Origin of the sequence: Microvirga sp. (assembly GCF_014699075.1) — a bacterium.
In the GTDB taxonomy this organism is placed as follows: domain Bacteria; phylum Pseudomonadota; class Alphaproteobacteria; order Rhizobiales; family Beijerinckiaceae; genus Microvirga.
In genome coordinates this window covers 21,558-47,842 of sequence record NZ_JACXAB010000030.1, presented here as the reverse complement: position 1 = coordinate 47,842, position 26,285 = coordinate 21,558, and the positions used below count along the sequence as shown (strand labels likewise).

The 26,285-nt window shown below is 60.4% G+C and carries 24 protein-coding genes and 1 pseudogene; 22 read left to right on the top strand and 3 right to left on the bottom strand.

Features of this window, described 5'->3' with window-relative positions; all coding sequences use genetic code 11:
* Positions 1–372: 372 nt before the first annotated feature.
* From IC232_RS23930 to IC232_RS23885, 11 genes are all read left to right on the top strand, one after another.
* A complete protein-coding gene (locus IC232_RS23930; protein WP_190847465.1) occupies positions 373–1,578 on the top strand; it encodes an ABC transporter substrate-binding protein in 1,206 nt (401 codons plus the stop codon).
* A 74-nt stretch (positions 1,579–1,652) separates the two neighbouring features.
* A complete protein-coding gene (locus tag IC232_RS23925) occupies positions 1,653–2,507 on the top strand; it encodes a branched-chain amino acid ABC transporter permease (protein ID WP_190847464.1) in 855 nt (284 codons plus the stop codon).
* Between the two features lie 11 nt (positions 2,508–2,518).
* On the top strand, positions 2,519–3,514 hold the full coding sequence (locus IC232_RS23920; RefSeq protein ID WP_210335479.1) for a branched-chain amino acid ABC transporter permease: 996 nt from the start codon (positions 2,519–2,521) through the stop codon (positions 3,512–3,514).
* Positions 3,511–4,284 (top strand): ABC transporter ATP-binding protein, encoded by a 774-nt coding sequence (locus tag IC232_RS23915; RefSeq protein WP_190847462.1) that lies wholly within the window; start codon positions 3,511–3,513, stop codon positions 4,282–4,284. Before IC232_RS23920 ends, IC232_RS23915 begins: the two co-directional genes overlap by 4 nt.
* Positions 4,281–4,991, top strand: coding sequence for an ABC transporter ATP-binding protein (locus IC232_RS23910; protein ID WP_190847461.1), 711 nt, complete (start codon positions 4,281–4,283; stop codon positions 4,989–4,991). Before IC232_RS23915 ends, IC232_RS23910 begins: the two co-directional genes overlap by 4 nt.
* 21 nt (positions 4,992–5,012) lie before the next feature.
* Entirely contained in the window at positions 5,013–6,266 is a 1,254-nt protein-coding gene (locus IC232_RS23905; protein ID WP_190847460.1) for a Zn-dependent hydrolase, read from the top strand.
* Positions 6,267–6,350: 84 nt separating this feature from the next.
* Positions 6,351–7,853 (top strand): M81 family metallopeptidase, encoded by a 1,503-nt coding sequence (locus IC232_RS23900; protein WP_190847459.1) that lies wholly within the window; start codon positions 6,351–6,353, stop codon positions 7,851–7,853.
* Complete coding sequence (locus IC232_RS23895) at positions 7,850–8,629, top strand: FadR/GntR family transcriptional regulator (protein ID WP_190847458.1); 780 nt, start codon at positions 7,850–7,852, stop codon at positions 8,627–8,629. The genes IC232_RS23900 and IC232_RS23895 overlap by 4 nt, the downstream gene beginning before the upstream one ends.
* Before the next feature lie 86 nt (positions 8,630–8,715).
* On the top strand, positions 8,716–9,162 hold the full coding sequence (locus IC232_RS23890) for an Lrp/AsnC family transcriptional regulator (protein ID WP_190847457.1): 447 nt from the start codon (positions 8,716–8,718) through the stop codon (positions 9,160–9,162).
* A gap of 226 nt (positions 9,163–9,388) precedes the next feature.
* On the top strand, positions 9,389–9,511 hold the full coding sequence (locus IC232_RS32960; protein WP_281413421.1) for a hypothetical protein: 123 nt from the start codon (positions 9,389–9,391) through the stop codon (positions 9,509–9,511).
* Positions 9,512–9,522: 11 nt separating this feature from the next.
* Complete coding sequence (locus IC232_RS23885) at positions 9,523–10,803, top strand: D-amino acid dehydrogenase (protein ID WP_190847456.1); 1,281 nt, start codon at positions 9,523–9,525, stop codon at positions 10,801–10,803.
* Between the two features lie 46 nt (positions 10,804–10,849).
* Here the strand turns inward: IC232_RS23885 and IC232_RS23880 are convergent, their stop codons facing one another.
* Positions 10,850–11,398, bottom strand: a complete 549-nt coding sequence (locus IC232_RS23880) for a cupin domain-containing protein (RefSeq protein WP_190847455.1) — start codon at positions 11,396–11,398, stop codon at positions 10,850–10,852.
* A gap of 153 nt (positions 11,399–11,551) precedes the next feature.
* On the opposite strand from IC232_RS23880, the gene IC232_RS23875 reads away from it, so the two are divergent.
* Positions 11,552–12,889, top strand: coding sequence for an aspartate aminotransferase family protein (locus tag IC232_RS23875; protein WP_190847454.1), 1,338 nt, complete (start codon positions 11,552–11,554; stop codon positions 12,887–12,889).
* Between the two features lie 560 nt (positions 12,890–13,449).
* Here IC232_RS23875 and IC232_RS23870 read toward each other — a convergent pair.
* On the bottom strand, positions 13,450–14,841 hold the full coding sequence (locus IC232_RS23870; RefSeq protein WP_190847453.1) for an amidase: 1,392 nt from the start codon (positions 14,839–14,841) through the stop codon (positions 13,450–13,452).
* Positions 14,842–15,069: 228 nt separating this feature from the next.
* On the opposite strand from IC232_RS23870, the gene IC232_RS23865 reads away from it, so the two are divergent.
* The 10 genes from IC232_RS23865 (at position 15,070) to IC232_RS23820 (ending at position 24,754) form a co-directional block, all read left to right on the top strand.
* Entirely contained in the window at positions 15,070–16,260 is a 1,191-nt protein-coding gene (locus tag IC232_RS23865) for an ABC transporter substrate-binding protein (RefSeq protein WP_190847452.1), read from the top strand.
* 120 nt (positions 16,261–16,380) lie between these two features.
* Complete coding sequence (locus IC232_RS23860) at positions 16,381–17,265, top strand: branched-chain amino acid ABC transporter permease (RefSeq protein WP_190847451.1); 885 nt, start codon at positions 16,381–16,383, stop codon at positions 17,263–17,265.
* Entirely contained in the window at positions 17,262–18,215 is a 954-nt protein-coding gene (locus tag IC232_RS23855; protein WP_190847450.1) for a branched-chain amino acid ABC transporter permease, read from the top strand. Before IC232_RS23860 ends, IC232_RS23855 begins: the two co-directional genes overlap by 4 nt.
* The gene (locus tag IC232_RS23850; protein WP_190847449.1) at positions 18,193–18,909 is read left to right on the top strand and encodes an ABC transporter ATP-binding protein; all 717 of its coding nucleotides are present in this window, start codon (positions 18,193–18,195) and stop codon (positions 18,907–18,909) included. The genes IC232_RS23855 and IC232_RS23850 overlap by 23 nt, the downstream gene beginning before the upstream one ends.
* Entirely contained in the window at positions 18,909–19,625 is a 717-nt protein-coding gene (locus IC232_RS23845; protein ID WP_190847448.1) for an ABC transporter ATP-binding protein, read from the top strand. Before IC232_RS23850 ends, IC232_RS23845 begins: the two co-directional genes overlap by 1 nt.
* Before the next feature lie 493 nt (positions 19,626–20,118).
* A complete protein-coding gene (locus IC232_RS23840) occupies positions 20,119–21,255 on the top strand; it encodes an ABC transporter substrate-binding protein (RefSeq protein WP_190847447.1) in 1,137 nt (378 codons plus the stop codon).
* A gap of 156 nt (positions 21,256–21,411) precedes the next feature.
* Positions 21,412–22,290, top strand: a complete 879-nt coding sequence (locus IC232_RS23835) for a branched-chain amino acid ABC transporter permease (protein ID WP_190847469.1) — start codon at positions 21,412–21,414, stop codon at positions 22,288–22,290.
* Positions 22,290–23,270, top strand: coding sequence for a branched-chain amino acid ABC transporter permease (locus tag IC232_RS23830; RefSeq protein WP_190847446.1), 981 nt, complete (start codon positions 22,290–22,292; stop codon positions 23,268–23,270). Before IC232_RS23835 ends, IC232_RS23830 begins: the two co-directional genes overlap by 1 nt.
* Entirely contained in the window at positions 23,267–24,013 is a 747-nt protein-coding gene (locus tag IC232_RS23825) for an ABC transporter ATP-binding protein (RefSeq protein WP_190847445.1), read from the top strand. Before IC232_RS23830 ends, IC232_RS23825 begins: the two co-directional genes overlap by 4 nt.
* Before the next feature lie 3 nt (positions 24,014–24,016).
* Entirely contained in the window at positions 24,017–24,754 is a 738-nt protein-coding gene (locus IC232_RS23820) for an ABC transporter ATP-binding protein (RefSeq protein WP_190847444.1), read from the top strand.
* Between the two features lie 416 nt (positions 24,755–25,170).
* Here the strand turns inward: IC232_RS23820 and IC232_RS23815 are convergent.
* Positions 25,171–26,205: pseudogene (locus IC232_RS23815) on the bottom strand (Ldh family oxidoreductase).
* Between the last annotated feature and the right edge of the window lie 80 nt (positions 26,206–26,285).

The following is a 26,285-nucleotide window of genomic DNA, read 5'->3' as shown; positions in this document are numbered from 1 at the left end:
TTCACTTGCACACCCCGGTCAGAGAACATGAATGCAAGATCACGGTAGCTGATCGGGAACTGCAGGTACCAGCGGACTGCCCACAGGATGATCTCTGCCGTGAACTGCCGGCCCTTGAACGGGTTCTTCTGATCCTGCTTCACCGCCAGCCCCCTCGCACCGCCCGCACGTCATAGCCCAGGCAAGGAGACCCTCAAAGCTGCAACAGAACCCGACTCTAAGGACGGTTTCTCACTCGGCTCGGGTCATACCCGCCCTCGAGGCCCTACTAGTGCCCGGCGACCCGTAGTGGCCATCCTGATGCCCCTTGACAGGCTCAATTCTATAATAACTATTCGTATAAATAGAACAAATAGCCGCCCAGAGGTATCCATGCTCAACCGTCGTGATCTGCTGAAACTCTCATCCGTCGCCGTGGGCTCACTGCTCCTCCCTACGGGGCTCCGGCCGGCCTTCGCTGCCGGCGGGGACATAACCATTGGCGCGCCGCTTCCAATGTCGGGGCCCTTCGCTGCCAATGGTAAGTTTGGCTCCATGGGTACCGCAATGCTTGTTGAGGAGGTCGGCAAGGTCTTAGACCGTAAGCTGAGCTATCTCGAGATCGACACGGAAGGAAAACCGGCCACAGCCGTTCGCAAAGTTCAGGAGGCGATGGAGCGCGGAGTAACGCTGTTCTCCGGCGGCATCCTGTCGTCCGAGGCCCTTGCCATGGGCAAGGAGGTCGCGAAAGGGAAGGGGGTCTTCATCACCACAGCAGGCGCCGATGAGATCACCGGCTCGGAGTGCAACAAGAGTACGTTCCGGTGGAGCGTGCCGACGTTTGGCGCCATCGAGCAGACCGTGCGTCCGCTCATCGAGCAGCTTCCCAACGCGAAGCGCTGGTACACGATCACGCCGCAATACGTGTTCGGCGACGGCCTGCTCAACGCCGCGAAAGCGATCTTCAAGGAGAAGGGGATCGAGCATGTCGGCAACAGCTATCACTCCCTCACGGAAAAAGAATTCAGCGGTTATCTGACCAATGCCATGGCGGCCAAGCCCGATGCTCTCCTCATCCTCAACTTTGGCTCCCAGTCGTCCGATACTCTTCGTCAGGCCGTCAGCTTCGGCATGAAGAATCGCATGACGATCCTGCTGGCTTGGGCTTCGGGACTTGAACAGTTTGAAGCCTTAGGCCCTGAGCTGATGGAGGGCGTCTACTTCGGGGCTCAGTACTGGCACGGCATCGACTCGCCGTTTAACCGCGAGCTGGTCGCCAAGGTGCAGGCCAAGCACAAGATGAACCCGAATTACGCCTTCGCCAGCGCCTACCTGACCACGAAGATCCTGATCGACGCGGCCGCGAAGGCGGGAAGCGCAGACGGCCCGGCGGTCACCCAGGCCATGGAGGGCATGAAGTATGCTGGCCTGACCGGCGACGAGGAGATCCGCGCGGCGGACCACCAGGTGATCAAGAACTATTACCTGCTGAAGGGGAAGGCCAAGAGTGCCATGAAGGACAAGGACGACTACGCCGACATCATCAGCTTCGGCAAGTCGTTCCAGTCTCCGGAGCAAGCCCAGTGCAAGATGGCCTGACCAGCGGCGGGGACGGCACGCGGCCGTCCCCTCTTTCTTGCAACCATTGATTGGCTCCAACATCAGGTGCCCGCGTGATATATCTGTTTCAGCTGGTAAACGGCATCGGCCTGGGAATGCTCTACTTCCTGCTCGCGGTGGGGCTGAGCATCATCTTCGGGCTGCTTCATTTCGTGAATTTCGCCCACGGCGCATTCTATCTTCTGGGCGCCTATTTTGTTTATGACATGACCGAGCGCGGCCTGAATTTCTGGGCGGCGCTTCTTGTGGCGCCATTCATCGTTGCGGGGCTCGCGGCCCTGACGGAATCTGTCCTGCTGCGGCGCATCTATCACTTGCCGCATACGTTCCACATCCTCGTGACCGTCGGACTCGCCCTGATGGTGCAGGAGCTGGTCATCATCCTTTGGGGGCCAGTGGGCGGCAATGTCTCGACTCCGGGCGCGCTCAGTGGCGTGCTTATGCTGGGCGATTTCATCTATCCGCAATACCGCCTCTTCGTCATCGGGCTGACCCTCGTCCTTGCCATCGGCCTCTGGTGGCTTTTGGAGGGCACGCGGCTCGGCGCAGTGGTGCGCGCAGGCTCGGAATCGACTGACATGGTCTCGTTGCTCGGCATCGACATCCTGCGGGTGAACACGGCCGTCTTCGCCCTCGGCGCGGGCCTTGCGGGCCTCGCCGGAGCCCTCGCGGCACCGATCCGCGGCGTCGAGCCCTTCATGGGTGTCGAGGCTCTCGGCATCGCCTTCGTGGTCGTCGTCATCGGCGGCATGGGCAGCTACACGGGCGCGCTCATCGCAGGGCTTCTGGTGGGGATCGTGCAGAGCATCATGACGACGCTCTGGCCCGAGGGCGCCCGCCTGATGATCTATCTCGGTATGGGTCTCGTCATCCTGACGATGCCGCGCGGCCTGCTCGGCCGGGCATGAGGGCTGCCATCATGAACCGCGCCTCTCTACATTTTCTTCTCGCCGCTCTTGTAGCCATTGCGCTCCCGCTCTTCATGCGGTCTGGCACGCTTGCGTCCGAGGTGCTGATCTTCGCCATGGCGGCGGCCGCATGCAATCTCCTCCTTGGCTATACAGGTCTTTTATCCTTCGGCCAGGGAATCTTCTTCGGACTCGGGAGCTACGCTGCCGGACTGACCTTGCTGCACACCTCACTCCCGCTCGCTCTGGCGCTCGTGCTCTCGGCGATCACGGGAGCCGTCGTCGCTACGGGAGTCGGCTGGCTCTCGATCCGCCGGCAAGGCGTCTATTTCGTCATGCTGACGCTCGCCTTCTCCCAGTTCTTCTACTTTCTCGCCTACACGTTCAAGGACATTACCGGCGGCGACAACGGCCTGCTCAACATTCCCCGGCCCGCCATCGGACCTTTCTCTCTGGGAGAGTCCTGGGCCTACTACGCCTTCGTGGCGGTGCTCTTTCTACTTCTCTTCGCGGCTCTGCAGCGGGTTGCGAGCTCCACGTTTGGGCGTACCCTGCTGGCGGTTCGCGACAATGAGGAACGCGCGCGCGCCATCGGCTTCCCCGTCCGCAACTTCAAGATCACGGCCTTTGCCATTTCCGGCGCGGTGACAGGGCTTGCCGGCGCGCTCCATGCTCTCCTCATCGGCGTCGCGCCTCTGTCGAACATCGATTACCACATGAGCGAGAGCATCCTGATCATGACGATTATCGGCGGCACCGGAAACCTGTTCGCCTCCGTGCTTGGAGCAGGGTTCTACGTGATCGTCTCGGATCTGCTCTCGTCGATCTGGCCGCGCTGGCTTCTCCTTCTCGGCGGGCTCCTCATCGTGGTGGCGCTCTTCATGCAGAAGGGTCTTTGGGGCCTCCTCGAACGGCTGGTCGAGGCCCTGCCCATGGGCCGCAAGTCGTCCATCAACTCCTCCATCGAATCGCCCATCCAGCCGGAATCCGAGGGGAGGGGTATATGAGCACCCAGACTCCGATCCTTGCAGCCGACAAACTCAGCGTCCGATATGGCAGCTTCCTCGCCCTCTCGGACGTCACCCTGTCGATTAAGCCCAACACGATTCACTCCGTGATTGGCCCGAACGGAGCAGGAAAGACCACCCTGTTCCATGCCCTCACCGGCCGCGTGCGAGCATCGAGCGGGCGGATCACCCTCGACGGGCAGGACATCACCCATGTGTCCGACGACAAGAGGGTGCCTCTGGGCATCGCGCGCTCCTTCCAAGTGACGAGCCTGTTCCAGAACCTGAACGTTCGCGAGAACCTGCGCCTGGCGGCTCAGGGGCGCAATCCTCTTCAGGCGCTCGCACCCTGGCGCGGAGTCGATCCGCGTGACCACGCGCTCGCCGTCGCGGACGAAGTGATGGAGCGCCTAGAGCTGACCCATGTGTCGGACAGGGCGGCGGGCGAACTCTCACACGGGCAGCAGCGGCGGCTCGAAGTCGGGATGGCGGTCGCCGCGAAGCCGCGGCTGATCCTACTCGACGAACCGACATCCGGAATGGGCATCGACGACGTAGAGGCGATGAAGGCCCTGATCCGCGATCTGGGCCGCGACCATACGGTGCTCTTCATCGAGCACAACATGGGCATCGTCATGAACATCAGCGACACCGTGACGGTCATGCGTGCGGGGCGCGTGCTGGTAGAGGGGCCGCCCGCCGTGGTGCGAGACGATCCGGAAGTGCGGCGCGCCTATCTCGGCAACATGATCACGGGTGATATCGCATGACCACGGCATTGCTCGAGATCGAAAACGTGCATGGCTATTACGGCAAGAGCCATATCCTTCAGGGAGTGACCCTCGAGGTGCGGGCCGGCGAGGTTGTAACGCTGCTCGGCCGGAACGGGGCCGGGAAGACATCGACCCTGAAGAGCATCAGCGGCCTGCTCTCGCCGAGCGACGGACGCGTGCGCTTCGCCGGAACGGACGTCACGGGATGGCGTCCTCACAGAATCGCTCAGCGCGGTCTCGCCCTCGTGCCCGAAAACCGCGGCATCTTTGGATTGCTCACCGTCGAGGAGAACCTGCGCATCGCGGAGCGGAAGGGGTCACCTTGGTCGCTGAAGGACGTATACAGGATCTTCCCGCGCCTCGAAGAGCGCCGCCGCAACGGAGGCGGCCAGCTCTCTGGCGGCGAGCAGCAGATGCTGTCGATTGCCCGAGCCCTTCTCAACGCGCCGAAGCTCCTGATGCTGGATGAGCCCGTCGAAGGACTGGCCCCTGTCATCGTCGATGAGATCGTCGACCAGATCAAGAAGATCCGCGCGGCCGGAATCCCGATCCTGCTCGTCGAGCAGAACCTCGCCGTCTGTACGCAACTCGCCGACCGCCACTATATCCTGGAGCTCGGCCGTGTCGTCTATCACGGTACGCATGACGAGTTCGCGGCCGATGAAGCGACGAAGGACCGCTACCTGGGCGTGAAGGCCCATTGACCCCGCGCTCTGGTAAAATCAATGATTCCCAATCTTCAAATCAATCCCCAGCGTCTCTGGGACAGCTTGATGGACACCGCCAAGATCGGCGGAACGGCGAAGGGCGGCGTGTCGCGCCTGACCCTGACGGACACCGATAGGCAGGTGCGCGACTGGCTTAAGCAGGAGTGCGAGAGGCTCGGTTGTACCGTGACGGTCGACGAGGTCGGCAACATGTTCGCCGTTCGCCCCGGCCGGCGCGCCGATCTTCCTCCCATCGCGATCGGCAGCCATCTTGATACACAGCCCACGGGCGGAAAGTTCGACGGGATCCTCGGGGTGCTCGGCGGCCTGGAGGTACTCAAGACCCTTCAGGATTCCGGCTACGAGACGAACGCGCCTCTCATGCTGGTGAACTGGACCAACGAGGAGGGCTCGCGCTTTGCGCCCGCGATGCTCGGGTCAGGCGTCTATGCGGGCGTCTTCGACCGGGGCTATGCGGACAGCCGGGAAGATCGTCAGGGCGTCACGTTCGGCGAGGCCATCGAGGCGATCGGTTATCGGGGTGCCGCCAAGGCCGGATCGGTCACGTTCGGAGCGATGTTCGAGCTGCATATTGAGCAGGGGCCCATCCTCGAACAGGAGGAGAAGGTCATCGGAGTCGTCGAAGGCGTACAAGGCATGCGCTGGTACGAGATCTCCGTCACAGGAAGAGAAGCGCATACAGGCTCGACCCCGATGCCCATGCGGCACGACGCCCTCGTGGGGGCGGCGCGGCTTATTGATCGGGTTGAGGGCATTGCGCTGGAGCATGCTCCTTCCGCCGTGGGCTCCGTTGGATTGATTGAAGTTCAGCCCAATTCGCGAAACGTCGTGCCAGGCCACGTGTTCTTCACGGTGGATTTCCGCCATCCGCAGGATGAAGTACTCGACGTCATGGAGCGCAAGCTCCTGGCCGCGGTCGACGAGATGGCCGGCAGGGGAAGCCTCGGTGTGGAAGCCAAGAAGGTCTGGGAGTCGCCTGCCGTCAGGTTCGATAGTAATTGCCTTGCTTCCGTGAGAAAGAGCGCGCAGGCGGCTGGGTATCCGGCGCGCGACATGATCTCGGGCGCGGGGCACGATGCGGCCTACATCGCCCGAGTCGCGCCGACCGCCATGATCTTCGTGCCCTGCGCGGGCGGGCTAAGCCATAACGAGGAAGAAAGCACGTCCTTCGAGGAATGCGCCGCTGGGGTGCAGGTGCTCCTCGGCGCGGTTCTCGACTACGACGAGCGCGGGATCGAACGCCTGAGCTGACGCATCTCGAACCAACCGCTCCGGGTTCGTCCGGATGCATGGACTTCATGGCGCTGGCCGGCGCCTTCACAAGGATAGACAGGCATGCGCTTCGTTGTCGCCCGCATGAATCACGAAACCAACACGTTCTCGCCGGTGCCGACGCCGCTTGCATCCTTTGCTCCCCGCTGGGGAGCGGATGCCCTGCAAGCTGGCAGGGGCTCGCGCACTGCCATGGGCGCCTTTCTCGCCTCTGCGGAAGAGCGTGGGGCAGAGGTGGCGACGCCGGTCTTCGCCACCGCCAACCCGAGTGGTCCCGTGGCGGACGACGCCTTCGAAGCCATGGCGGCAGCCATCGTCGATGCGGTCCGGAACGGATGCGACGCCGTTCTCCTGGATCTTCACGGGGCGATGGTGACCGAGAGCCTAGAGGATGGAGAGGGCGAGCTCCTCGCCCGCATCCGTGCCATCGCACCCGATGTGCCGCTCGGCGTCGCCCTCGACCTTCACGGCAACATCACTGAACGAATGGTTGCAAATGCCGACGTGCTCGTCGGCTTCAAGACCTATCCGCATGTGGACATGTACGAAACCGGTGCTCATGCGGTGCGGCTCGTTGGACGCATGCTCGACGAGGGGTTCGCGCCGAAGCGGGCTTGGTGCCATCCGCCACAACTGGCCCATACCTTGAAGATGAACACTGGCGTTCCCGGAGCCATGCAGGATGCGATCAAGGCTGCGAGAGCCGCGGAGGAGAGGTCCGGCGTGCTGGCTGTCAGCGTTTTCGGCGGCTTTCCCATTGCCGACATCGCGGATGCCGGCGTCTCGGTGATCACGGTCGCGGAGTCGGCTGATCTCGCCGCGGAGGCCGCGCGCGAGATCGGCGGGTTCCTATGGGAGCGCCGCGCCGAGTTCGTGTACCACGAGGAGCCGCTCCACCAGTCGGTCGTCGCGGCGCGCGCCGCCGCCGAGGGAGAGGGGCAAGGCCCCGTCCTGCTGCTCGATCATGGCGACAACTGCATGTCCGGGGGCACCTGCGATACTATGGACGTACTCGGCGAGGCGCTAGCGCAGGGGCTCGATGACATCGTCGTTGGTCCGATCTGCGATCCTGAAGCCGTGGCGGCAATGATGGACGCAGGAGTTGGCGCCCAGATCGAGCTCGGGATCGGCAACCGCGTGGCGATGCCGCGCATCGGCGTCTCCAAGCGCCCGCTGGAGCTCGCCGGGGTAATTCGCGTTCTAGGCGACGGCGAATATACAATCAGCGGGCCAACCTATACGGGCATGCGCTGCCTCATGGGGCGGGCCGCCGTGCTGGACACCGGCCGGGCGCGAGTACTCATCACCGAGCAGCCTCACGAGCCGTGGGACCTTGCGGTGTTCACGAGTGTCGGTCTCGACCCCCGTGCGTGCCGCTACCTGATCCTCAAATCCCGCATGTATTGCCGTCCCGTCTTCGAACCCATCGCCAGAGCCGTCGTCGAATGTGCAAGCCGTGGGGTGACGAGCTCGGACTACGAGTTATTTCGTTTCGAAAAGCTCGCCCGCCCGGTATACCCTCTCCAGGAAGACATCCCGTGGAAACCTGAGGCGGTTCGACTATGAGAAGAGACAATGAAGGCGTTCTGGCCCGCGGGCGCGGACGGATGCAGCGCACGAAACTCTCGGATCAGATCGCCGAAGACCTGAGGCGCTGGATCGCGCGGGAGGGCCTTAAGCCGGGTGACCGGCTACCCAACGAGAAAACCCTGATGCAGCATTACGGCTGCGCGAAGGGTACTCTTCGCGAAGCGCTGAAGGCCCTTGAAGTCCAGGGGCTTGTGAAGATGCAGACCGGGCCGAACGGCGGCGCTGAGATCCAGCCCGTTTCCATCGACGCGGCCATGCAGCAGTTGCGCAGCTACCTCCATTTCCAAGTGTTGGATTTCGAACAGATCTACGTGCTTCGGCGCGGCCTTGAGGTGTCTCTCGCGGAAAGTGTCGTCGGTCGTCTGACAGAGGACCAATTGCAGCGACTCGAGACCAATATCAAGCAATGCGTCGAAGCCCGCGACAGCGGCGATCGTGTCACGGGCCGTCGGCTTGAGATCGAGTTCCACGACATTCTCTGCGAGAGCTGCGACAATCCCCTGCTCGCCTTCATCTGCCGTTTCCTGAACGGGCTCCTGCGCGATCTCGTCGAGTTCCGCAGCGACCGCTACGACGAGCACGAGGCTTTTGGTCAGCACAACGTGGCGAGCCACCGGGATCTCGTGGCGGCCTTCCGAGTCAAGGATCGCAGCGGCGTCAGCCGGATCATGCGCGAGCACATGTGTTGCGCGGAAAGCTTCATGCAGCGCCTCGATGCATCCTTCCGCTCCGATTTGCTGAGCACCGGCTGAGATCGGTCACTTTGCACAGGCGACTGAGCTGTGCGATGACGCCGTCTCAGTTGCAGTCGTTCAATGTCATCGATCCTTGAGCCGCCATGGACGCGATAGACCAGCGCATCATCAGCATTCTCCGAACCGACGGGCGTATCACGAATGCCGACCTGGCCGAGAAGGTCGGGTTATCTCCGTCGGCGTGCCTGCGCCGTGTTCGGCTTCTTGAGGAGAGCGGAACGATCCGCGGATATTCCGCACTGATCAATGATCGGGCCGCAGCATCGGAAACGGTCGTCATCGTGCAGATCACCCTGGAACGGCAGACGGACGAGTATCTCAGGCGCTTCGAGAAGGCCGCCTGCCAATGTCCCGACATCCGGGAGTGCTATCTCATGACCGGAACGTCGGACTATCTTCTCCGTGTGGCCGTGCCCGACGCGGCGAGCTACGAGCGCATTCACACGGACGTTCTATCCTGCCTGCCGGGCGTCGCCCGTATTCACTCGAGTTTCGCGATCCGGGCTGTAATCAAGCCGCCGGATCTTTAGTGCTCAATCCCAGACACGAGCGGCAGCCACATGGCCGACCTTGGCTTTCCTTGAGAAAGATTGCAGGACGTTGTCCATAAGGACAGAAAGTTCGATTGCATCGAATTTTATAAAGCCATCATCAGGCAAATACGCGAACCCTACGACGCTTCGGCAGGATATTCAGGACGATTTACGTCACTTTAGAGCATCCTTAGAGGTGCGCGCAGTGCAGCTTTTCCGTTCGATGCCTTTTGCAGTGGACCATTATGTCCCGCCGGCGACGGCTTCCGGCCGCTCCGGCACGATCGGCTACGAACTGCTCAACAGCTTAGGTGCCCGCTACCACCGTCAGTACATCCATTCCTGAGGATACACACCATGCGCGTTCTCGTTCTCGGCAGCGGCGTCATCGGCGTCACGTCCGCCTACTATCTCGCCAGGCAAGGCCATGAGGTGACGGTGGTGGACCGCCAGCCCGCTGCCGGCATGGAGACGAGCTTTGCCAATGCAGGACAGGTCTCACCCGGCTACTCCGCTCCGTGGGCGGCTCCGGGCATTCCGATCAAGGCGATGAAGTGGCTGCTGATGAGGCATCGGCCCCTGGTGCTCTGGCCCCGCACCGAGTTGCGCCTTTGGGGCTGGCTCGCCCATATGCTGGCCAACTGCACCGAGGACGCCTACCGACGCAACAAGAGCCGGATGGTCAGTCTGGCTGAGTACAGCCGGGACTGCCTGCGCGAGCTGCGGCAGGAGACGGGTATCACCTATGACCATCGGGAGCAGGGGCTACTTCAGCTCTTCCGCACGCAAAAGCAACTTGACGGGATTGGCGAGGACACGGCTGTTCTCGATGCCTATGGCGTGCCTTACGAGATCCTGGATCCGGCAGGATGCGTCGGTGTTGAACCGGCCCTGGGTCTGGTGAAAGGCAAGGTCGCTGGTGGACTGCGTCTTCTCGGCGATGAAACCGGGGATGCGCATCTGTTTACCCAGCGGCTTGCTGCCATGGCCGAGCAGCTGGGCGTCCGGTTTCGGTACAGCACCTCCGTCCAAAAGCTGCTCACCGAAGGGGAGCGGATTATCGGGGTGCAGATCAACGGCGGCGAGGTGTTCACGGCGGATGCCTATGTGGCAGCGATGGGTAGCTATACGCCCCATCTGGTGAAGCCCTTAGGGATCCATCTGCCGGTGTATCCGGTGAAGGGTTATTCCTTGACCATGCCAATCACCGATGTGGATGCGGCACCGGTCTCGACCGTGATGGACGAGACCTACAAGGTCGGGATCACGCGCTTAGGCGATCGGATCCGGGTCGGCGGCACAGCGGAGCTGGCCGGCTTCAGCCAGCGCCTACGGGGGCCGCGGCGGGCGACACTTGAGCATTCGGTCACAGACCTCTTTCCGCAGGGCGGCGACGTCAGGCAAGCCAGCTTCTGGACGGGACTGCGGCCGATGACGCCAGACGGCACCCCGGTGGTCGGTCCGACACGATACAAGAACCTGTACACGAACACCGGCCATGGCACCCTTGGCTGGACGATGGCCTGCGGCTCCGGGCGTGTTCTCGCCGATCTGATCACCGGCCGGGCGCCGGAGGTTTCTCACAAGGATCTCGCCGCCGATCGTTACAGAACCGAGTGGCGCTTCCAAGCCGCGTAATCCTACCTAACGCCGGCCGCTTCAAGGTTGGACGCCCCTCACAAAGTCAGAAGGTCGGCGGCGTGCAGGCGCTGACGACCTCGCAGGGCACGGGACCAACGCAGCGGAACCGGTGGGGCCGCCAACTTTCGAAGTAGTACGCGTCACCTGGCCCTAGGATCCGCCGCTCGCCTTCGACCGTGACCTCCAGCCGTCCGCTCAGGATGATGCCACCCTCCTCACCCTGATGCGTGAGGGGTACCTTGCCGGTATCCGCGCCCGGTTCGTAGCGTTCTTTCAGGATCTGAAGCGCACGGCCGAACAGGTTGTTTCCGACCTGTCGAAAAGAGATCTTGCCCTTGCCGATCTCGACCAGCTCGTCGGAACGATAGAAGGCCTGCTTCGGCTTCTCCGGCTCCAGCGCAAAAAACTCCGCCAGTCCGATCGGGATGCCGTCGAGGATGCGCTTCAACGCACCGACCGAGGGATTGGTCTGGTTGGACTCGATTAACGAGATGGTCGAGTTCGTGATGCCGGCCCTTTTGGCAAGCTCGCGCTGAGACAGGTTATGAACCCCCCGGACATAGCGGAGTCGTCCGCCCAGATCGAATTCCATCGCAGCTCCATGCCCTACGTGTTTCTGTTGTTCCAAATAAGACAAACACACCCAACGGCATCAAGCAATGTCAGTGGCTTAGCAGAATAAAGAAAAGGACTTGTTGGCCTCCTTCGATCATGGCCATGATCCGCCATCGAAAGGATCTCGGTCATGAACGCTCCCCAACGGCACAACAGCTTCCGGCTCGACAGCTACTGGATGCCCTTTACAGCAAACCGCCAGTTCAAGGCAGCGCCCCGCCTGCTCACGCGGGCGGAGGGGATGTACTACACGAGCGATGACAACCGTCAGGTTCTCGATGGCACCGCAGGTCTGTGGTGCGTGAACGCTGGGCACAGCCGCCGCGAGATTGCTGACGCAGTAGGCCGGCAACTCTCCACCATGGACTACGCACCATCCTTCCAGATGGGCCATCCTATTGCCTTCGAGTTCGCGGAACGTCTGGCCGAGATCGCGCCAGGTGGGCCGAGCGCAGGCCTCGACCGTGTGTTCTTCACCGGGTCCGGATCGGAGTCCGTCGACACGGCACTCAAGATGGCCGTCGCCTATCAGCGTGCGATCGGTCAGGGCACGAGGACACGGTTTATTGGACGTGAGCGCGGCTACCACGGGGTTGGCTTCGGGGGCATCACCGTTGGCGGCATTCTGAACAATCGCCGCGTGTTCCCGCAGCTTCCAGGTGCAGACCATCTGCGGCACACTCACGATCCGACCCGCAATGCCTTTGTGAAGGGTCAGCCCGAGCACGGTGCTGAACTTGCCGATGATCTTGAGCGTCTGGTCGCTCTACACGGGGCGGAAACCATTGCGGCGGTGATCGTCGAGCCGGTTGCGGGTTCCACCGGCGTTCTCATCCCGCCGAAGGGCTATCTTGAGCGCTTGCGGGCGATCTGCGACCGCCACGGCATCCTGCTGATCTTCGACGAGGTCATCACAGGCTTCGGACGTGTTGGCGCACCGTTTGCGGTAGACTCCTTCGGTGTCGTTCCGGACTTGGTGACCACGGCCAAGGGTCTGACCAATGGTGCTATTCCCATGGGCGCCGTGTTCGCAAGCCGCAGGGTGCATGATGCGCTGATGCATGGACCTGAAAGCCAGATCGAGCTGTTCCACGGCTACACGTATTCAGGTCATCCGGCCGCTTGTGCTGCCGGACTGGCGACCCTCTCGATCTATCGCGAAGAAGGCCTGCTCACCCGGGCGGCGGAGATTGAGACCTACTGGCATGATGCCATCCACAGCCTGAAGGGACTGCCGAACATCACTGACATTCGCACCATCGGCCTGATCGCCGGTATCGAGCTGGACAGCCGCGCGGGAACTCCTGGGGGCAGGGCCTACGATGCGTTCGTCGACTGCTTCGAGAGGGGGCTGCTGATCCGTGTCACGGGCGATATCATCGCCCTGTCGCCACCCCTGATCATTGAGACCTCCCAGATCGACGCCATCATTGACACCTTGTCGGACTCCTTGAAGCGGGTTGCTTGATCTCAACGCTACTTCTCAGGTCAGACACTGCTGCATAACGAACAAATGCCGCATCCAGGATATGGATACGGCATCCGTGTTTCCGCGACCGAGTTGCACGGATTGTTTGGGTGGTCGATGACGGAAAGTACAAAGCAAGCTTTCAATCACGTCCTTCAGTTATCCGACAGCAGCCGATCGCTTGTGCGCAACGGCGGTGATCAACGCATTCGCGAACGCGCATATTGCAGTCGGCGAATTTAGTGGGAGGCGAGAACAGGGTTATAGCGGCGACAAGGGCCGGTGGTGAGGTTGCAGGATCGGTTGAGGCCAGCACAGGACGACGTGGATCTTGCATAAGCCCCTTCCGGACCAACTTGTCCCCGCCAAACCTTGGAACTGAGTATCTGCTAACTTCCCTCCGCCAATCCACTTTGAGCCATATGGATGTTCGCAATCAACCCCACTCGTCTGCTCGACGAGCTAGCGGCGTTTAGCGGAAGCGAGCTTTGGAATAGGCATCAGTCCCCTAGAAGGAGCTGCTATTCAAAAAAGTGTTTCCTCGACAGTTTTGCGCCTGGTTAGCTCAGGAAGTTAGTCAAGTCTGGAGCCTCAGATATGCCGAGCACTTCCTCAATCGCCAGTGCAACCGATAGTGCCTGCACATCAGCCCCCTCAGGACAAATAATCTGCAGTCCTATTGGAAGATTCCCAGGCTTCTGCGGCAGAGGGATGCTCACGGCAGGACACGCGAAATAATTCGCAGGCTGAGTGTTGCGGGTCATACCCAAAGCAAGGTCAAGGGCCTTCTGTTCGTCATCCAGGTCAGCCACGGAAGGTGGAGGCGTTGCGGTCGTCGGAGTGACCCAACCGTCGAATCCTGAGAACTTCTCGGACACGCTCTGGCGAGACCTAGTTCGCTTTGCCTCAAGAGCCAGATAATCTGCTGCTGTCACATCAAGGCCAGACGTTGCGCGCTTCGCAACAATTGGATCCATCTGGTCGCGACCGGCAAGGAAGCGATCTCGGCCGATGGTCGCAATGAGGCAGGCCGGGAGAACAGCGGGGAAATAGCGCTCGCGTTCGCTCGCCTCGGGAACAGACACGGGCCTCAACCGGCACCCTGCAGCCGACAGGGCTTCCATCACACCCCTAATTTGCGCTTCGACAACTGGATCGAGGTTATCAAAAAAGTACTCCTGAGGAATGCCAAGCCGAAGCGCCTCGACCGGAAGAGGGCGGGCTTCCGGTTCGCCTGTGAGCGCAGCCACAGCAATCGCCGCGTCTCGGGCACTGCGCGTTAGCAGGCCAGGCGTATCCAAATGAGGGGCCAAGGGGAAGGCCCCGTCGGTCGAGAAGAAACCGGGTGTCGTCTTGAGCCCGAATATCCCATTGAACGCGGCGGGGACGCGGACTGAACCGCCCGTATCCGAGCCAATGGCGAAGGCACACAAACCGGCAGCAACTGCGACGCCTGAACCGGAGCTCGAGCCTCCAGGCAGGCGCGGAGTTTGCGCGTCCCATGGATTTATAGGTGTGCCCTGGGCACTGGATACCCCTGTAATGCCGAGGGCGAACTCGACGGTCTTTGTCTTACCAAGGATAACGCATCCTGCCTGTCGCAAACTTTTGACCAGGGGGCCCTCTAGTCCAGCGATGTCATCGATGTTCATTTTGGTGCCCGCTGTCGTGGGCATACCCTCGACAACGAACAGATCCTTCACGGCGACTGGTACGCCCATCAGCGGACCAAGATCAGTGCCGGCCGAATAGAGCGCGTCGATTGCGCGGGCGGTCTCAAGCGCCTGCTCGGGGGCAACATGCTGGAATGCGCCGAGTCGTGGGTCGAGCACTTCGATGCGGGAGAGATAAGCCCGCGTCGCCTGTTCAGATGATATCTCGCCGGCTCGAAACCGTCGGGAGAAATCAGAGAGCCCTCCCTGAGCAAGTGGATCATCTTCCAACATGACCATTTAGCGTCCCTCGTAATATTAAAACATCGTCACTTTCCGCAGCGCAGGTATGTGAACCATGACTGACGTTGTTTCTAAGCGGAGGATAATATCCAGCTAAGCTCTGTCGAGGAAAAAAGTGTTTGGCAGAGCTCGAAGACGCGCACTAGGCTTAAGTCACTGCAGAAGGAGGCTCTTTCCTGCAGCAATAGACTTCCTAGTGAAGCAGATAAAAAGGTGAGGAAACAAATGAGGATTGCAATCGCCGCTGCATTAGCGGCCACTCTGTCCGTGATCGGCGTTCCTGCTCAGGCGCAGGTTGAGCTAGGCGTCATCAACAGCCTTTCTGGTAATTTTGCAGCATTTGGCGAACGATATCGAACCGGCCTTCAGGTTGCACTTGACGAGATCAATGCGAACGGAGGCATCAAGGGTCAGCAGCTCACCCTCACGATCCAGGATGACCGGTCCGAAGCGAAGAGTGCACTTGCCGCAGCTGAGAGTTTTGCCAGCAAGGGCGTTCCGCTTGTCATCGGCTCCTATGCTTCCTCGATCACAGGACCACTTGCCCAGTTCCTGACACGCCAAAAAGTTCCGATGATCGTTTTGGGCAGCGCCGACGATAGCATCACGAAGCCGGGTTCGCCGTGGGTGTTCCGCGCCAAGCATAACTCGACGATCGTCGGGAGAGCTTATTTCGACTATTTCGACCATCTCAAGAATACAAAGAAAGATGTGCCTCTTGAAACGGTCGCCATGCTGTACGGTAATGGCGCGTGGCCGACTTCACTGGCGAAGGAAGGCAAGCGTCTGGCTTCGGAGCGTGGGTACAAGGTCGTTGGTGACCAGTCTTATGATCAGGGGGTCACTGATTTCCGGCCGATCCTCAATCGCTTCCGCGGCGCCAATCCGGATATACTCTATATCGTGTCCTATGCAGAGGATGGTGTCGCGATCACCCGGCAGATGCGTGAGGTTGGTCTCAACGCCAAGGTCATTGCCATCGATACGTCCGCGGCTCTTCCAAGCTTCGTTCAGCAAGTCGGAAAATCGGCTGACTATGTTGCAACAGCTGTAAGCTGGAGCCAGGATGTGAAGTATCCCGGTGCTCAGCAGCTCTATGAGCGCCTGAAGGCCAAGGCCGGCGGTGAGCCTTCGTTCTATGAGGCAGAAGGCTATCTCGCGCTGATGGTCGCGGCCGATGCGCTGCGCCGTGCTGACCCCAAGTCGCGTGACTCCGTACGCGAGGCGCTGGCTGCCACTGACATCACGACGCCTGTGACGACGGTAAGCTTCAAGAGCGCTGACGGGTTCCAGGGCCAGAACCCGATCCGAAGCCTTATCCTGCAGATCCAGGATGGCAAGCACGTCACGGTGTTCCCGGATGATCTTGCTGCGAAGCAGGCGCAACACCCCACGCCGGAATGGTCGACCCGCTAACCTAAAGGAGCCGGCGGCACAGCCGCCGGCTCAGCCAGAGCTGCAATCACATAACAGGCTGGCTCACCGCCGCGCATGTTCATACGGCGGATAAACGCCTGACAGCAATCAGGAACAAGAATGGCCGGGTTAGATATTTTCCTCCAGAACATTGCTAACGGCGTTCTGATGGGAGGCGTTTATGCCCTCATCGGAATCGGCCTAACCCTTGTGTTCGGGGTCATGCGCACGATCAACTTCGCGCACGGCGATTTCGTTGTGCTGGGCATGTACAGTGCTGTCCTCTTCAACGCTCTGCTCGGATGGGATCCATACCTTTCGCTGCTTCTCGCGATGCCGATCGGCTTCTTTGCTGGGGTCATCGTTGAGCGCTTCATCCTCTCACGCGTCATCGATGCGCCGCCGGAATCGGCGCTTCTGGCGACGCTCGGGATCTCATTGATCATCGGCAACGCGATCCTGCTCACCTTTGGTGGCGAGCCGCGCTCCGTGCAGGTGTCATATGCCTCATCAACTTTCTCTATTGCCGGGGTCAATGTCTCTATGGTCCTGCTCCTCGCTGGGATCGCTACGGTCATCATGATCGCGGCACTCTATGCGCTGCTCAACCGGACCGAAGTTGGACGTGCCATCCGCGGCACTGCGGAAAACCGGCTTGGCGCCGAGCTCGTCGGCATTGATACGCGGCGGATCCATAGCATCGTCTTTGGTCTCGGCGTGATGCTGGCGGTCATGGCAGGTGTCACACTCATCCCGCTCCTGTTCGCAACTCCGACCAACACGGGGGCCGTGTTCACCCTGAAGGCTTTCGTCGTGACGGTTCTCGGTGGGTTGGGGAACGTCGGTGCAGCGATTGCCGGAGGCATTCTGCTGGGTGTGGTTGAGGTTCTGGGCGCCTCTTACTTCATGTCCGAATACCGTGAGGCTTATGGATTGATTGCGTTCCTGCTGATCCTGCTTTTCCGGCCTGAGGGTCTGCTTGGACGGACGGTGAAACGCGTATGACAAAGCATCTCATTGGACTGGGCGTGCTGCTCGCTGTCGGCATGGCCTACCCGGCCATCTTCCCTAACAATCTGACGATTGCGATCTCTGTCCTGCTGTTTGCCGGCTGGGCCACATCCTGGGACCTGCTCGGCGGATGGAATGGTCAGGTGAGCCTTGGCCATGCATCGTTCGTGGGCCTCGGAGCTTATTTTGTCGCCATTGGCGAGGGCCAGTTCGGACTTGCGCCATGGTGGACAATGGCCATGGCAGCCGCTGTTGCGGCAGTCCTCGCCTATTTTTGGGGATGGCTGACCTTCAGCCTGCGTGGGCCGTACTTTTCGCTTTCCACCATCGCAGTTGCGGAGATCCTCCGGTTGGTAGCCATTAACGAGGAATGGTTATCCGGAGGCGCTACGGGCGTATTCATTGCAACCCTCCCGGAGCCGTTTGGCATCGATCTCTTCTCCAGAACGGCCCAGTTCTACATGGCGCTCGCCTTCGCAACAGTGGTGATTGCTACCGTCATCGTGATCTCTCGGGTCCGGTTCGGCTATCAGCTACGGGCTGTTCGCGAAGACGAGGACTCGGCGATGGCAGCGGGCATCGATCCGACGGCGACGAAGTTGAAGGCGTTCATGCTGTCCGCTGCGCTCACCTCGATCGGCGGGGGAATTTACGGGATCGTACTAGCGTTCATTGAACCGCACGTCATTTTCGCCCTTCTCCTATCGGTGCAGATCGCCCTCACAGCCATCATCGGTGGGCGCGGGACGATCTGGGGACCCGCAGTCGGCGCCATCGTGCTGATCGGAGCGGGAGAGATGTTCCGTACTACGTTCGCTGAGGCGAACATGCTGATCTACGGGATCCTGATCCTGGTGGTCGTGCTTTTCGTTCCCCGCGGCATTGTCGGGGAGCTGGCCCGCAGACATATTCGGAGGCTCTATGCCAAACGTGCTCAGGGCTGACGGCATTACCGTCAAGTTTGGTGGGGTAACGGCCGTCAACAATGTTGGCCTGTCCCTTGGCTCCGGCGAGATCCTTGGGTTAATCGGCCCGAATGGAGCCGGCAAGACCACACTGTTTAATGCGGTGACGGGCTTTGCCCCCATGCACTCCGGCAGGATCGCCTTGCTCGATAGGGATATCACCGCGCTCCCGGCATTTAAGCGGACCCGTTTGGGGTTCGGCCGGACTTTCCAGACCGAACGGCCGTTTGAGGAGTTGACGGTCCTGGAGAATGTGCTCGTTGCCGCGTTTCTGACGGCCAAACGGCGGAGCGAGGCGGAGCGCCTCGCTATGAGCGTCCTCGAGCAGGTGGGGCTGGCGGATCGCGCTCACCAGCCCGCACTAGATCTCAACCTTGCGCGCCGACGGCGGCTGGAGCTGGCGAAGGCGCTTGCTGTAAAGCCGAAGGTGATCTTTCTCGACGAGATCATGGCGGGTCTGAATCCTCCTGCGTTGCGGGAGATGATCGCTTTCGTGGGATCATTAAGTGCGCAAGGTCTCGCGGTCCTGATGGTCGAACACATCATGGAGGCGATCATTGAGCTATCCGATCATGTCATTGTACTCGCCAGTGGCGAGAAGATCGCTGAAGGCACTCCGCAACAGGTAACGAGCAATGAGCGCGTGATCGAAGCCTATTTGGGGACCGACTGATGGGGCAGGCAATTCTGCAGGTTGACAATGTCGACCTTGGTTATGGTGCGCTGAAGGTGGTGCTTGGTGCCTCTCTCCATGTGGATCGCGGCGAGTTGGTCGGCCTCGTTGGTGGAAACGGTAGTGGCAAATCGACAATCCTCAGGGCGATCTCAGGCATGATTGCTCCGTGGAGCGGACGCATCCTATTCGCCGGCGAGGAGATCAAGGGAGCACGGCCTCATCAGATGGCTCGTAAGGGATTGGCGCATGTGCCTATGGGCCGTCAGTTGTTTCCGAATATGACCGTGCGGGAGAATTTGATGCTGGGGGCCTACTTGCCTGAAGCAAAGGCTGTCCGGGACGAGAACATGGCGAAGGTTGAAACTCTCTTCCCGGACCTTGTTCGCAACTCCAACGCCATGGCTGGTCAGTTATCCGGCGGACAGCAGCAGATGGTGGCTATTGCACGTGCTCTTATGCTCGGGCCAAAAATGCTGATTATGGACGAGCCAAGTCTCGGGCTATCGCCGCTTTTCGTCAAAGAGGTGATGGCAGCGATCAGACGGGTCGCCGAGACTGGTCTTCCAATCCTGCTGGTGGAGCAGAACGTGAAGCAGGTGCTCGCTGTCAGTCACCGCGTTTACGTGCTTGAGAACGGCAAGCAGGTGCTCGATGGCCCGTCAGAGGAGTTACAGGGGCACCCGATGATCCGTAAGGCTTATCTCGGCCTGTAATCTGTGACCGTTAGGTGCAAGAGCAACAGGCAAAGGCGCATAGTTGGACTGTATAACAGCTTCTCAGGAGCGTCTTGACGCTTGGTAGTGGGGTCTTGTGCTCCGGACGCAGTCACAAGGTCCTTCTTTAGAGCGTCGGGCATCGAGAGAACTCACGTTCCCTGTATTGTGGGAATTTCGCGTTCTAACTTACTTGGGCTCGCTTGGTCTTTTCTGCCCATCTCGAAAACTCGACCGGCGAGGTTGGATGTCCAGTCTTCATCGCGAAAGCTGCCTTCGACAATCCCCTTACGGCTTTAGAACGTTATTAAGTATCAGATTTCTTATCATTATCTATCAATATCCGCCGATATTTGCGATTGACGTTACGGCTTAGGTCGTCAAAGGATCAACAAAATTTCAGGACGGCTAAATTCGTTGTCTGTCTGCTGAACCGGTTCAGACGGCGCGAACGAGACAACGCTGGCTTAACAGAGGGTAGGGAGGATCACCGATGTATTCCAAATTCGTTCTTGCGCTGAGCACGGCGCTGCTGACCCTAGTAGGGGCGGCGCAGGCCCAAGAGGCCGTTGAGATCGGCGTTGTCGTCGAGCTCTCCGGCGCCGGCGCCCCGGCGGGCACTAACTGGCGTGACGGCATCAGGATCGCCGTGGACGAGATCAATGCGGAAGGTGGCATTCTTGGCAAGCCGGTCAAGGTCACCGAGTACGACACGCAGACCGATCCGCAGATATCACGTGCGCTGGTGCAGAAGGCGATCGATGGACGCGCCTATGCGATCTGGGGCACGATCTATTCCGGCTCAACGCTGGTCAACATGCTAGTAGCGCAGCAGAACGGCGTGCCGCAATTCGTCGGTTCTGAGGCGCCAACAATCGTCGAGAAGGGCAACCCGTTTGTCTTCCGCACCTCCTCCGGCGCTCAGAAGGGCGTCCCGGCTCTGGTGCCCTACTTCAAGGACACGTTGAAGGCCAAGAAGGTTGGCGTCGCCTGGGTGAACAACGAGTTCGGCCGCGGCGGACGCAACGTGTTTATCGCCGAAATGAAGAAGGCTGGGATCGAGGTTGTCACCGACGTGCCATCCGAGCAGGCGCAGACCGACTATGCGTCGGATGTCTCCAAGCTGAAGCAGTCGGGTGCTGACGCTGTGTTCGTCTATATGAACCAAGAGGAGTCCGCCCGTTTCCTGATCGAGGCGAAGAAGCAGGGCCTCTCCATGCCGCTCGTTGGCGAGGTAACGCTGACGGAGGCCAAGGTGATCGAGCTGGCCGGCCCCGCGGCTGAGGGTGCGATCGCTCACGTCGGCATCACGGCCACTGCCGATCAGGTCGAAGGGATTGCAGCCTTCAGAGAGAAGTTCGTAAAGACCTTTAAGCGAGTTCCGACCCACGATGCGATCAAGGGCTATATCGGAGCCTGGACGACCAAGTACGTGACCGAACTCGTCGGCAAGTTTGATGGCGAGGCCTTCTCGGAGAAGATGCACGGCTTGTGCCTGCCAGCCACTAAGTATCCGAGGATCCTGCTCGATACCTGCTGGGACAACCGCGGTGAGGTGTCCCGTCCGAGCTTCATGGTGCAGGTCCGCAATGGCTCACCGGTAGTGATCGGCACCGTTCCGGCTAACTGATCGCTAGCGCATCATCGGGAAAGTAGATGCTTTTCTTCCCTGAACGATGCGCCGCTCCCAAGGGGGCATTGGGCTTAGAATGTGGGCTCCACCTTTAGGTTCGATGCTCTCGTGCCGGCCGCGCCGGTCGCCACAGCCTTCAGGCAAAAACAAATGATGTCCCAGTTCCTGCAGGTACTGTTGTCCGGCCTCGCGACTGGATCTATCTACGCGCTTGTGGCGATCGGCTTTGCGCTGGTCTGGCAGGCCGCCCAGACGATCAACTTCGCCCAGGGCGAGTTCGTCATGCTTCCGGCGTTCCTGGTCTTGGTCGGCCTGAACTACTTCGATCTGCCGCTCTGGGGCGCGCTGCTGTTCGGCCTCGCCATGTCGATCCTCATACTGGGAGCAGCATTCAAGAAGCTGGTCGTGGAGCCTATCCTGCCGCATGGCGGCATCACACTCGTTATTGCCACGATCGCGCTCGGCATTCTAATCAGGGAGAGCGTGAAGGAGTTCTACAGCGCTGAGGGGCAGCCCTTCCCATCCGTGCTCCCCAGCGACCCGATCAACATCTTCGGCGCGGTCGTCTCACTGCAGGATATCCTGAACCTTGTTCTCTCGCTAGGCATCGTTGTCCTGCTGACGCTCTTCCTCAACCGCACCCGAACTGGCCGCTGTATGCAGGCAACCGCGCAGAATCCGGCTGTGGCCGAGATCCTAGGCGTCGATGTGAAGAGAATGGTCCTCTACACGTTCCTGATCAACGCAGCGCTCGCGGCGCTCGCCTCCTTCCTCATCACGCCAGTCTATCTCGCAAAGTTCTCCAATGGCGAAACCCTTGGCCTCATTGCCTTCATCGCGGCCATTGTCGGCGGTTTCAACCAGATCCGCGGCGCGCTGGTGGGTGGCTTGCTGATCGGCGTCTTGGACAACCTGGTGGCTACCTACGTCACAGCCGAATACCGCGCTGCGCTGCCGTTGATCCTTCTCATCCTCATCATCCTGGTCCGACCGCAAGGTATTCTGGGCACGCCTGAGGGGAGGGCTGTCTGATGAACGCTTGGCTTCGCCGCGTCCTGATCCTGGTTCTGATCGCACTCGCGATTGGCGCGCCTCTCGGACAGGGTAACTACATCATTTACGTGATGACCTCGTGGCTGATCTTCTCGATCGCCGCGATGGGTCTCAACCTAACACTGGGCTATGCCGGCCAGATCTCGCTGGCGCAGGCTTCCTTCATGGCTATCGGGGCCTATACGACGGCGCTCCTCACGCTGTCAGGCTGGCATTGGCTTGCGGCCATGCCACTCGGCGTATTGGCGTGTTTCGTCGTTGGGTTCGGGTTGGGCTATCCGGCCTTGCGCGTAAAGGGTCATTTCCTCGCCTTCGTGACGCTCGCGTTCAACACGCTGGTCTTCCTCGTGCTGCGCAACGAGGAGTGGTTGACAGGTGGAACCTACGGGCTGGTCGGCATTCCACGGCCGACTTTCGGTCTTTTTTCGACAATGCGGTCGCTGCCCTTCTATTACTTCACGCTGATGGTGACGATCATCGCCGCGCTTGCGATGTGGGGCATCGTTCGCTCGCCCTGGGGCCGCGCCTTCAGAGCGTTGCGCGAGAACCCGATTCGGGCCGAGAGCTTAGGAGTTGACACCCGCCGCATCACACTTCTGGCTTTCGCGATCGGTTCCATGTACGGCGGGCTTGCCGGGGCACTGATTGCATCGCTCGTGCAGTTTATCGAGCCGGGCTCCTTCGGGCTCGCCCATTCCCTGCGCATCCTACTGATGGTCGCGGTCGGTGGTGCGGGATACTTCTTCGGCCCATTCCTAGGCGCGGGCGTCGTGATCCTGCTGCCCGAAATCCTGCGTTTCACCGAAGGCTACTACCTCATCATCTATGCCGTGCTCGTGATCGTCATGCTCATCTTCGTCCCGTCGGGCATGATCGGCATCTGGGGACGCATCCGCGACCGATTCATCGCGCGGCCTGTCGCCCGCGCCGATCTCCAGCAGGGGGCGCAGCTCAAATGAGCCAGCCAGTCCTTTCTGTCCGCCGCATCGAGAAGAGCTTCGGGGGCATCAAGGCCGTCAGGGGCGTGTCCTTCGATGTACACAAGGGCGAGATTCTCGGCCTGATCGGGCCGAATGGCTCCGGCAAGTCGACGCTCTTCAACTGCATCCTCGGTCAGCTCGAACCTGATGCGGGCCAGGTCCATGTCAACGGCCGCGACGTCTCCGGCCTACGGCCGTCGAAGCTGAACAGGCTCGGAGTCGGCCGCACCTTCCAGCAGCTCGCCGTATTCCCGCAGATGAGCGTGTTCGACAATATCGTCCTGGCGGGGCAGGAGCATCGCGGCACAATGCTGTCCCGACTCTTTGGCCCCTCTGATGCGCGCCTCACGGCAGACGCTGAGCGGATGATTTCGTTCTTCCGCCTAAACCATTTGCGCGGCACGCTGGCGGGCTCGCTGTCTTACGGTCAGCAAAAGCTGCTGGATGCAGCTATGGCTTTCATGGCGGGTCCAGCCCTTGTGCTGCTCGACGAGCCGGCGGGCGGCGTGAACCTAACGATGCTCGCACATCTGAGGGAGCGGCTCGCCGCATACAATGCCGAGCACGGTACGACATTCGTGGTGATTGAGCATAATATGGAGTTCGTGATGAGCCTCTGCACCCGCGTGATCGTGCTCGCCGAAGGTGCAGTCATTGCCGAGGGGACACCGGACGAGATTCGGTCGAACCAAACTGTAATCGATGCCTATCTCGGTGGCTGATTGATGCTTGAACTGCAGAACGTCCATGGCGGCTACGGTAAGATCACGATTCTGAACGGCGTCACGTTCAGGATCCCGAAGGCGTCGATCACCACGATGATCGGTCCCAACGGCGCGGGCAAGTCCACTGTGTTTAAGGCGATCTTCGGCCTGCTGCAGATCCACTCGGGCCAGATCCTACTGGATGGCCAAGACGTTGCGGGTCAGACGCCGCGCCAGATGATCGCCCACGGCGTGACCTATGTGCCGCAGGGCCGCAATGTGGTGCCGCAGCTTTCGGTCTATCACAACCTCGAGCTTGGTGGGATCACTGCCTCCAACCAAGCCAGGGTGAGGCAACGCATCGAAGCGGTGATGGACCAGTTCCCTATGCTGCGGGAGTTCAAGAATCGTAAGGCGATCGAGCTTTCCGGCGGGCAGCAGAAGCAGCTCGAGGTGGCCCGCTCGCTTCTGCTCGATCCTAAGTTGGTGCTCATCGACGAGCCCTCTATCGGCTTGTCGCCGAACATGGTGCGGGAGGTCTTCCAAACCCTGATACGCCTGCGCGACAGCGGCGTGACGATCCTGATGGTAGAGCAGAACGCCAAGGCTGCGCTCGCGCTATCAGACTATGGCTTGGTGCTTGAGCTTGGCCAGACCCGTATGCACGACGACGCGAAGAGGATGCTGGCGGACCCGCGCGTTGGTCAACTCTTTCTCGGTGGCCACGTACATGACGATGCCGCAGCCGCTTCTCGTTAAAGCGCCAAGGGACCGCAACTTCCTCTTACTCAGCTACATCGACAAGATGTCTGACGGACGACAAAGGGCGCGCGGCACCAACTTTTGAACGCTGGGCTACTACGATCCTCGCCGAGACCTCGCTACAGATGCAAAGTTTCGGACCCTTGAGCGAGTTAATGCCCTGTCTGCCCTTTTCTACGACGCACACTGAGGGTGTTTTGACCGCCGACAGCACTCTGAACAAGGGCGGATGCTTTCAACTGTACAAGAGCTTCTCAGGGGACAGTTGACACTTTCTAGAGCAATGGCGGTTCTGACGGAGCCAACGCGTCGCCGCTATCAGTTTGCTTCAAAACCACTTCCCGTGCCGAATCATAATCCAATGCAGGGCGCGTTGCTGTAGCGCTGCTTCCAGAGCTGTTGTCGAGGGTTCCTTATGGGATCAATCCCAGGAATTGCGCTGTCTCCCGATCCACTGGGATGCCGCTGCGCTGCCGCTCGACCTCGACCGCCCATTCTCGATCGCCTGGAGCCATAACGCTCTGTCCCTCACGGGCAGCACTCGTCCGCAGTGCGGCGAGATAACGTGTGATGGCCTCATCATAGAGGGCCCGGCCGGCAAACCGAGCCGGATCGATGGCGAGGCAAAAGTGCCCCATCCGGCGAGGTGTCTCAAAATCATGCGTCTCAGCCATACGGATCATCTCATGATCTAGGGTGCTGCCGGTCAGTATTGCCGAAAACAGGGTCACCATGCCGGCCAAGGCAGCTCCCTTGAACCCGAAATCAATCCCTCCGAGTGGCATCAGCATCTCGACAAGGGCAGGATCCTAGGTCGGTTGGCCTGATTGATCGGCGGCGACACCCTCGGGCAGAGTCCAGCCCAAGGTCTTGTAGAGGAGCACACGATTGAAGGGAACTGACGACGTAGCCATGTCTAGAAGCCAGGGCTTTTGGTCTGGAACGGGTGCCCCAATAGCGATGGGGTTTGTGCCGTGGAACCGCTCAGCTCCGCCATGAAGCCCAATGATCGAGTCCGTGTTCGACATCGAGACTGCAATGAAGCCAGCGTCGGCTCCAGCAAGCGCATAGGCTCCGGCCGCGCCAAAATGGGACGAGTTGATCACTCCCACTGCACCAACCCCAGCTTCTTTCGCCAAACTGCAGGCCAGCTCCATTGCCGCATAACCAGCCGCATGACCGAGGCCGTTATCGGCATCGAGAACGGCAGAGCCTAAGGCCGTGCGGCGGAGCTGCATCTTTGGCGTTGGATTGACACGTCCGCTTCGCAGCACGCGGGTATAATGTAGCGCAAGCCGAACCCCGTGACTGTCGATCCCAAGGCGCGAGGCGTGCAGCATGGCACGAGTGGCTGCACCGGCTGAAGCTTCGTCGGCGCCGGCGTTCTGAAGCGCCGCAAAAGTCTGGGATTCAAGCTGATCCAGGGGAGCAATGGTAAGGTCTGTCACATCAATCTCTTCTGGTTTTGCCCATTCGAAATTTCGCTTGTCTATGATGTCCAGTTAATCTTGGAAATTAGCGAAGAGAC

Excerpts from the sequence above, each read along its gene's own strand:
- IC232_RS23930 (WP_190847465.1), top strand. The coding sequence starts at position 373 with ATGCTCAACCGTCGTGATCTGCTGAAACTCTCATCCGTCGCCGTGGGC.
- IC232_RS23920 (WP_210335479.1), top strand. The coding sequence starts at position 2,519 with ATGAACCGCGCCTCTCTACATTTTCTTCTCGCCGCTCTTGTAGCCATT.
- IC232_RS23915 (WP_190847462.1), top strand. The coding sequence starts at position 3,511 with ATGAGCACCCAGACTCCGATCCTTGCAGCCGACAAACTCAGCGTCCGA.
- IC232_RS23910 (WP_190847461.1), top strand. The coding sequence starts at position 4,281 with ATGACCACGGCATTGCTCGAGATCGAAAACGTGCATGGCTATTACGGC.
- IC232_RS23905 (WP_190847460.1), top strand. The coding sequence starts at position 5,013 with ATGATTCCCAATCTTCAAATCAATCCCCAGCGTCTCTGGGACAGCTTG.
- IC232_RS23900 (WP_190847459.1), top strand. The coding sequence starts at position 6,351 with ATGCGCTTCGTTGTCGCCCGCATGAATCACGAAACCAACACGTTCTCG.
- IC232_RS23895 (WP_190847458.1), top strand. The coding sequence starts at position 7,850 with ATGAGAAGAGACAATGAAGGCGTTCTGGCCCGCGGGCGCGGACGGATG.
- IC232_RS23890 (WP_190847457.1), top strand. The coding sequence starts at position 8,716 with ATGGACGCGATAGACCAGCGCATCATCAGCATTCTCCGAACCGACGGG.
- IC232_RS32960 (WP_281413421.1), top strand. The coding sequence starts at position 9,389 with ATGCCTTTTGCAGTGGACCATTATGTCCCGCCGGCGACGGCTTCCGGC.
- IC232_RS23885 (WP_190847456.1), top strand. The coding sequence starts at position 9,523 with ATGCGCGTTCTCGTTCTCGGCAGCGGCGTCATCGGCGTCACGTCCGCC.
- IC232_RS23880 (WP_190847455.1), bottom strand. The coding sequence starts at position 11,398 with ATGGAATTCGATCTGGGCGGACGACTCCGCTATGTCCGGGGGGTTCAT.
- IC232_RS23875 (WP_190847454.1), top strand. The coding sequence starts at position 11,552 with ATGAACGCTCCCCAACGGCACAACAGCTTCCGGCTCGACAGCTACTGG.
- IC232_RS23870 (WP_190847453.1), bottom strand. The coding sequence starts at position 14,841 with ATGGTCATGTTGGAAGATGATCCACTTGCTCAGGGAGGGCTCTCTGAT.
- IC232_RS23865 (WP_190847452.1), top strand. The coding sequence starts at position 15,070 with ATGAGGATTGCAATCGCCGCTGCATTAGCGGCCACTCTGTCCGTGATC.
- IC232_RS23860 (WP_190847451.1), top strand. The coding sequence starts at position 16,381 with ATGGCCGGGTTAGATATTTTCCTCCAGAACATTGCTAACGGCGTTCTG.
- IC232_RS23855 (WP_190847450.1), top strand. The coding sequence starts at position 17,262 with ATGACAAAGCATCTCATTGGACTGGGCGTGCTGCTCGCTGTCGGCATG.
- IC232_RS23850 (WP_190847449.1), top strand. The coding sequence starts at position 18,193 with ATGCCAAACGTGCTCAGGGCTGACGGCATTACCGTCAAGTTTGGTGGG.
- IC232_RS23845 (WP_190847448.1), top strand. The coding sequence starts at position 18,909 with ATGGGGCAGGCAATTCTGCAGGTTGACAATGTCGACCTTGGTTATGGT.
- IC232_RS23840 (WP_190847447.1), top strand. The coding sequence starts at position 20,119 with ATGTATTCCAAATTCGTTCTTGCGCTGAGCACGGCGCTGCTGACCCTA.
- IC232_RS23835 (WP_190847469.1), top strand. The coding sequence starts at position 21,412 with ATGTCCCAGTTCCTGCAGGTACTGTTGTCCGGCCTCGCGACTGGATCT.
- IC232_RS23830 (WP_190847446.1), top strand. The coding sequence starts at position 22,290 with ATGAACGCTTGGCTTCGCCGCGTCCTGATCCTGGTTCTGATCGCACTC.
- IC232_RS23825 (WP_190847445.1), top strand. The coding sequence starts at position 23,267 with ATGAGCCAGCCAGTCCTTTCTGTCCGCCGCATCGAGAAGAGCTTCGGG.
- IC232_RS23820 (WP_190847444.1), top strand. The coding sequence starts at position 24,017 with ATGCTTGAACTGCAGAACGTCCATGGCGGCTACGGTAAGATCACGATT.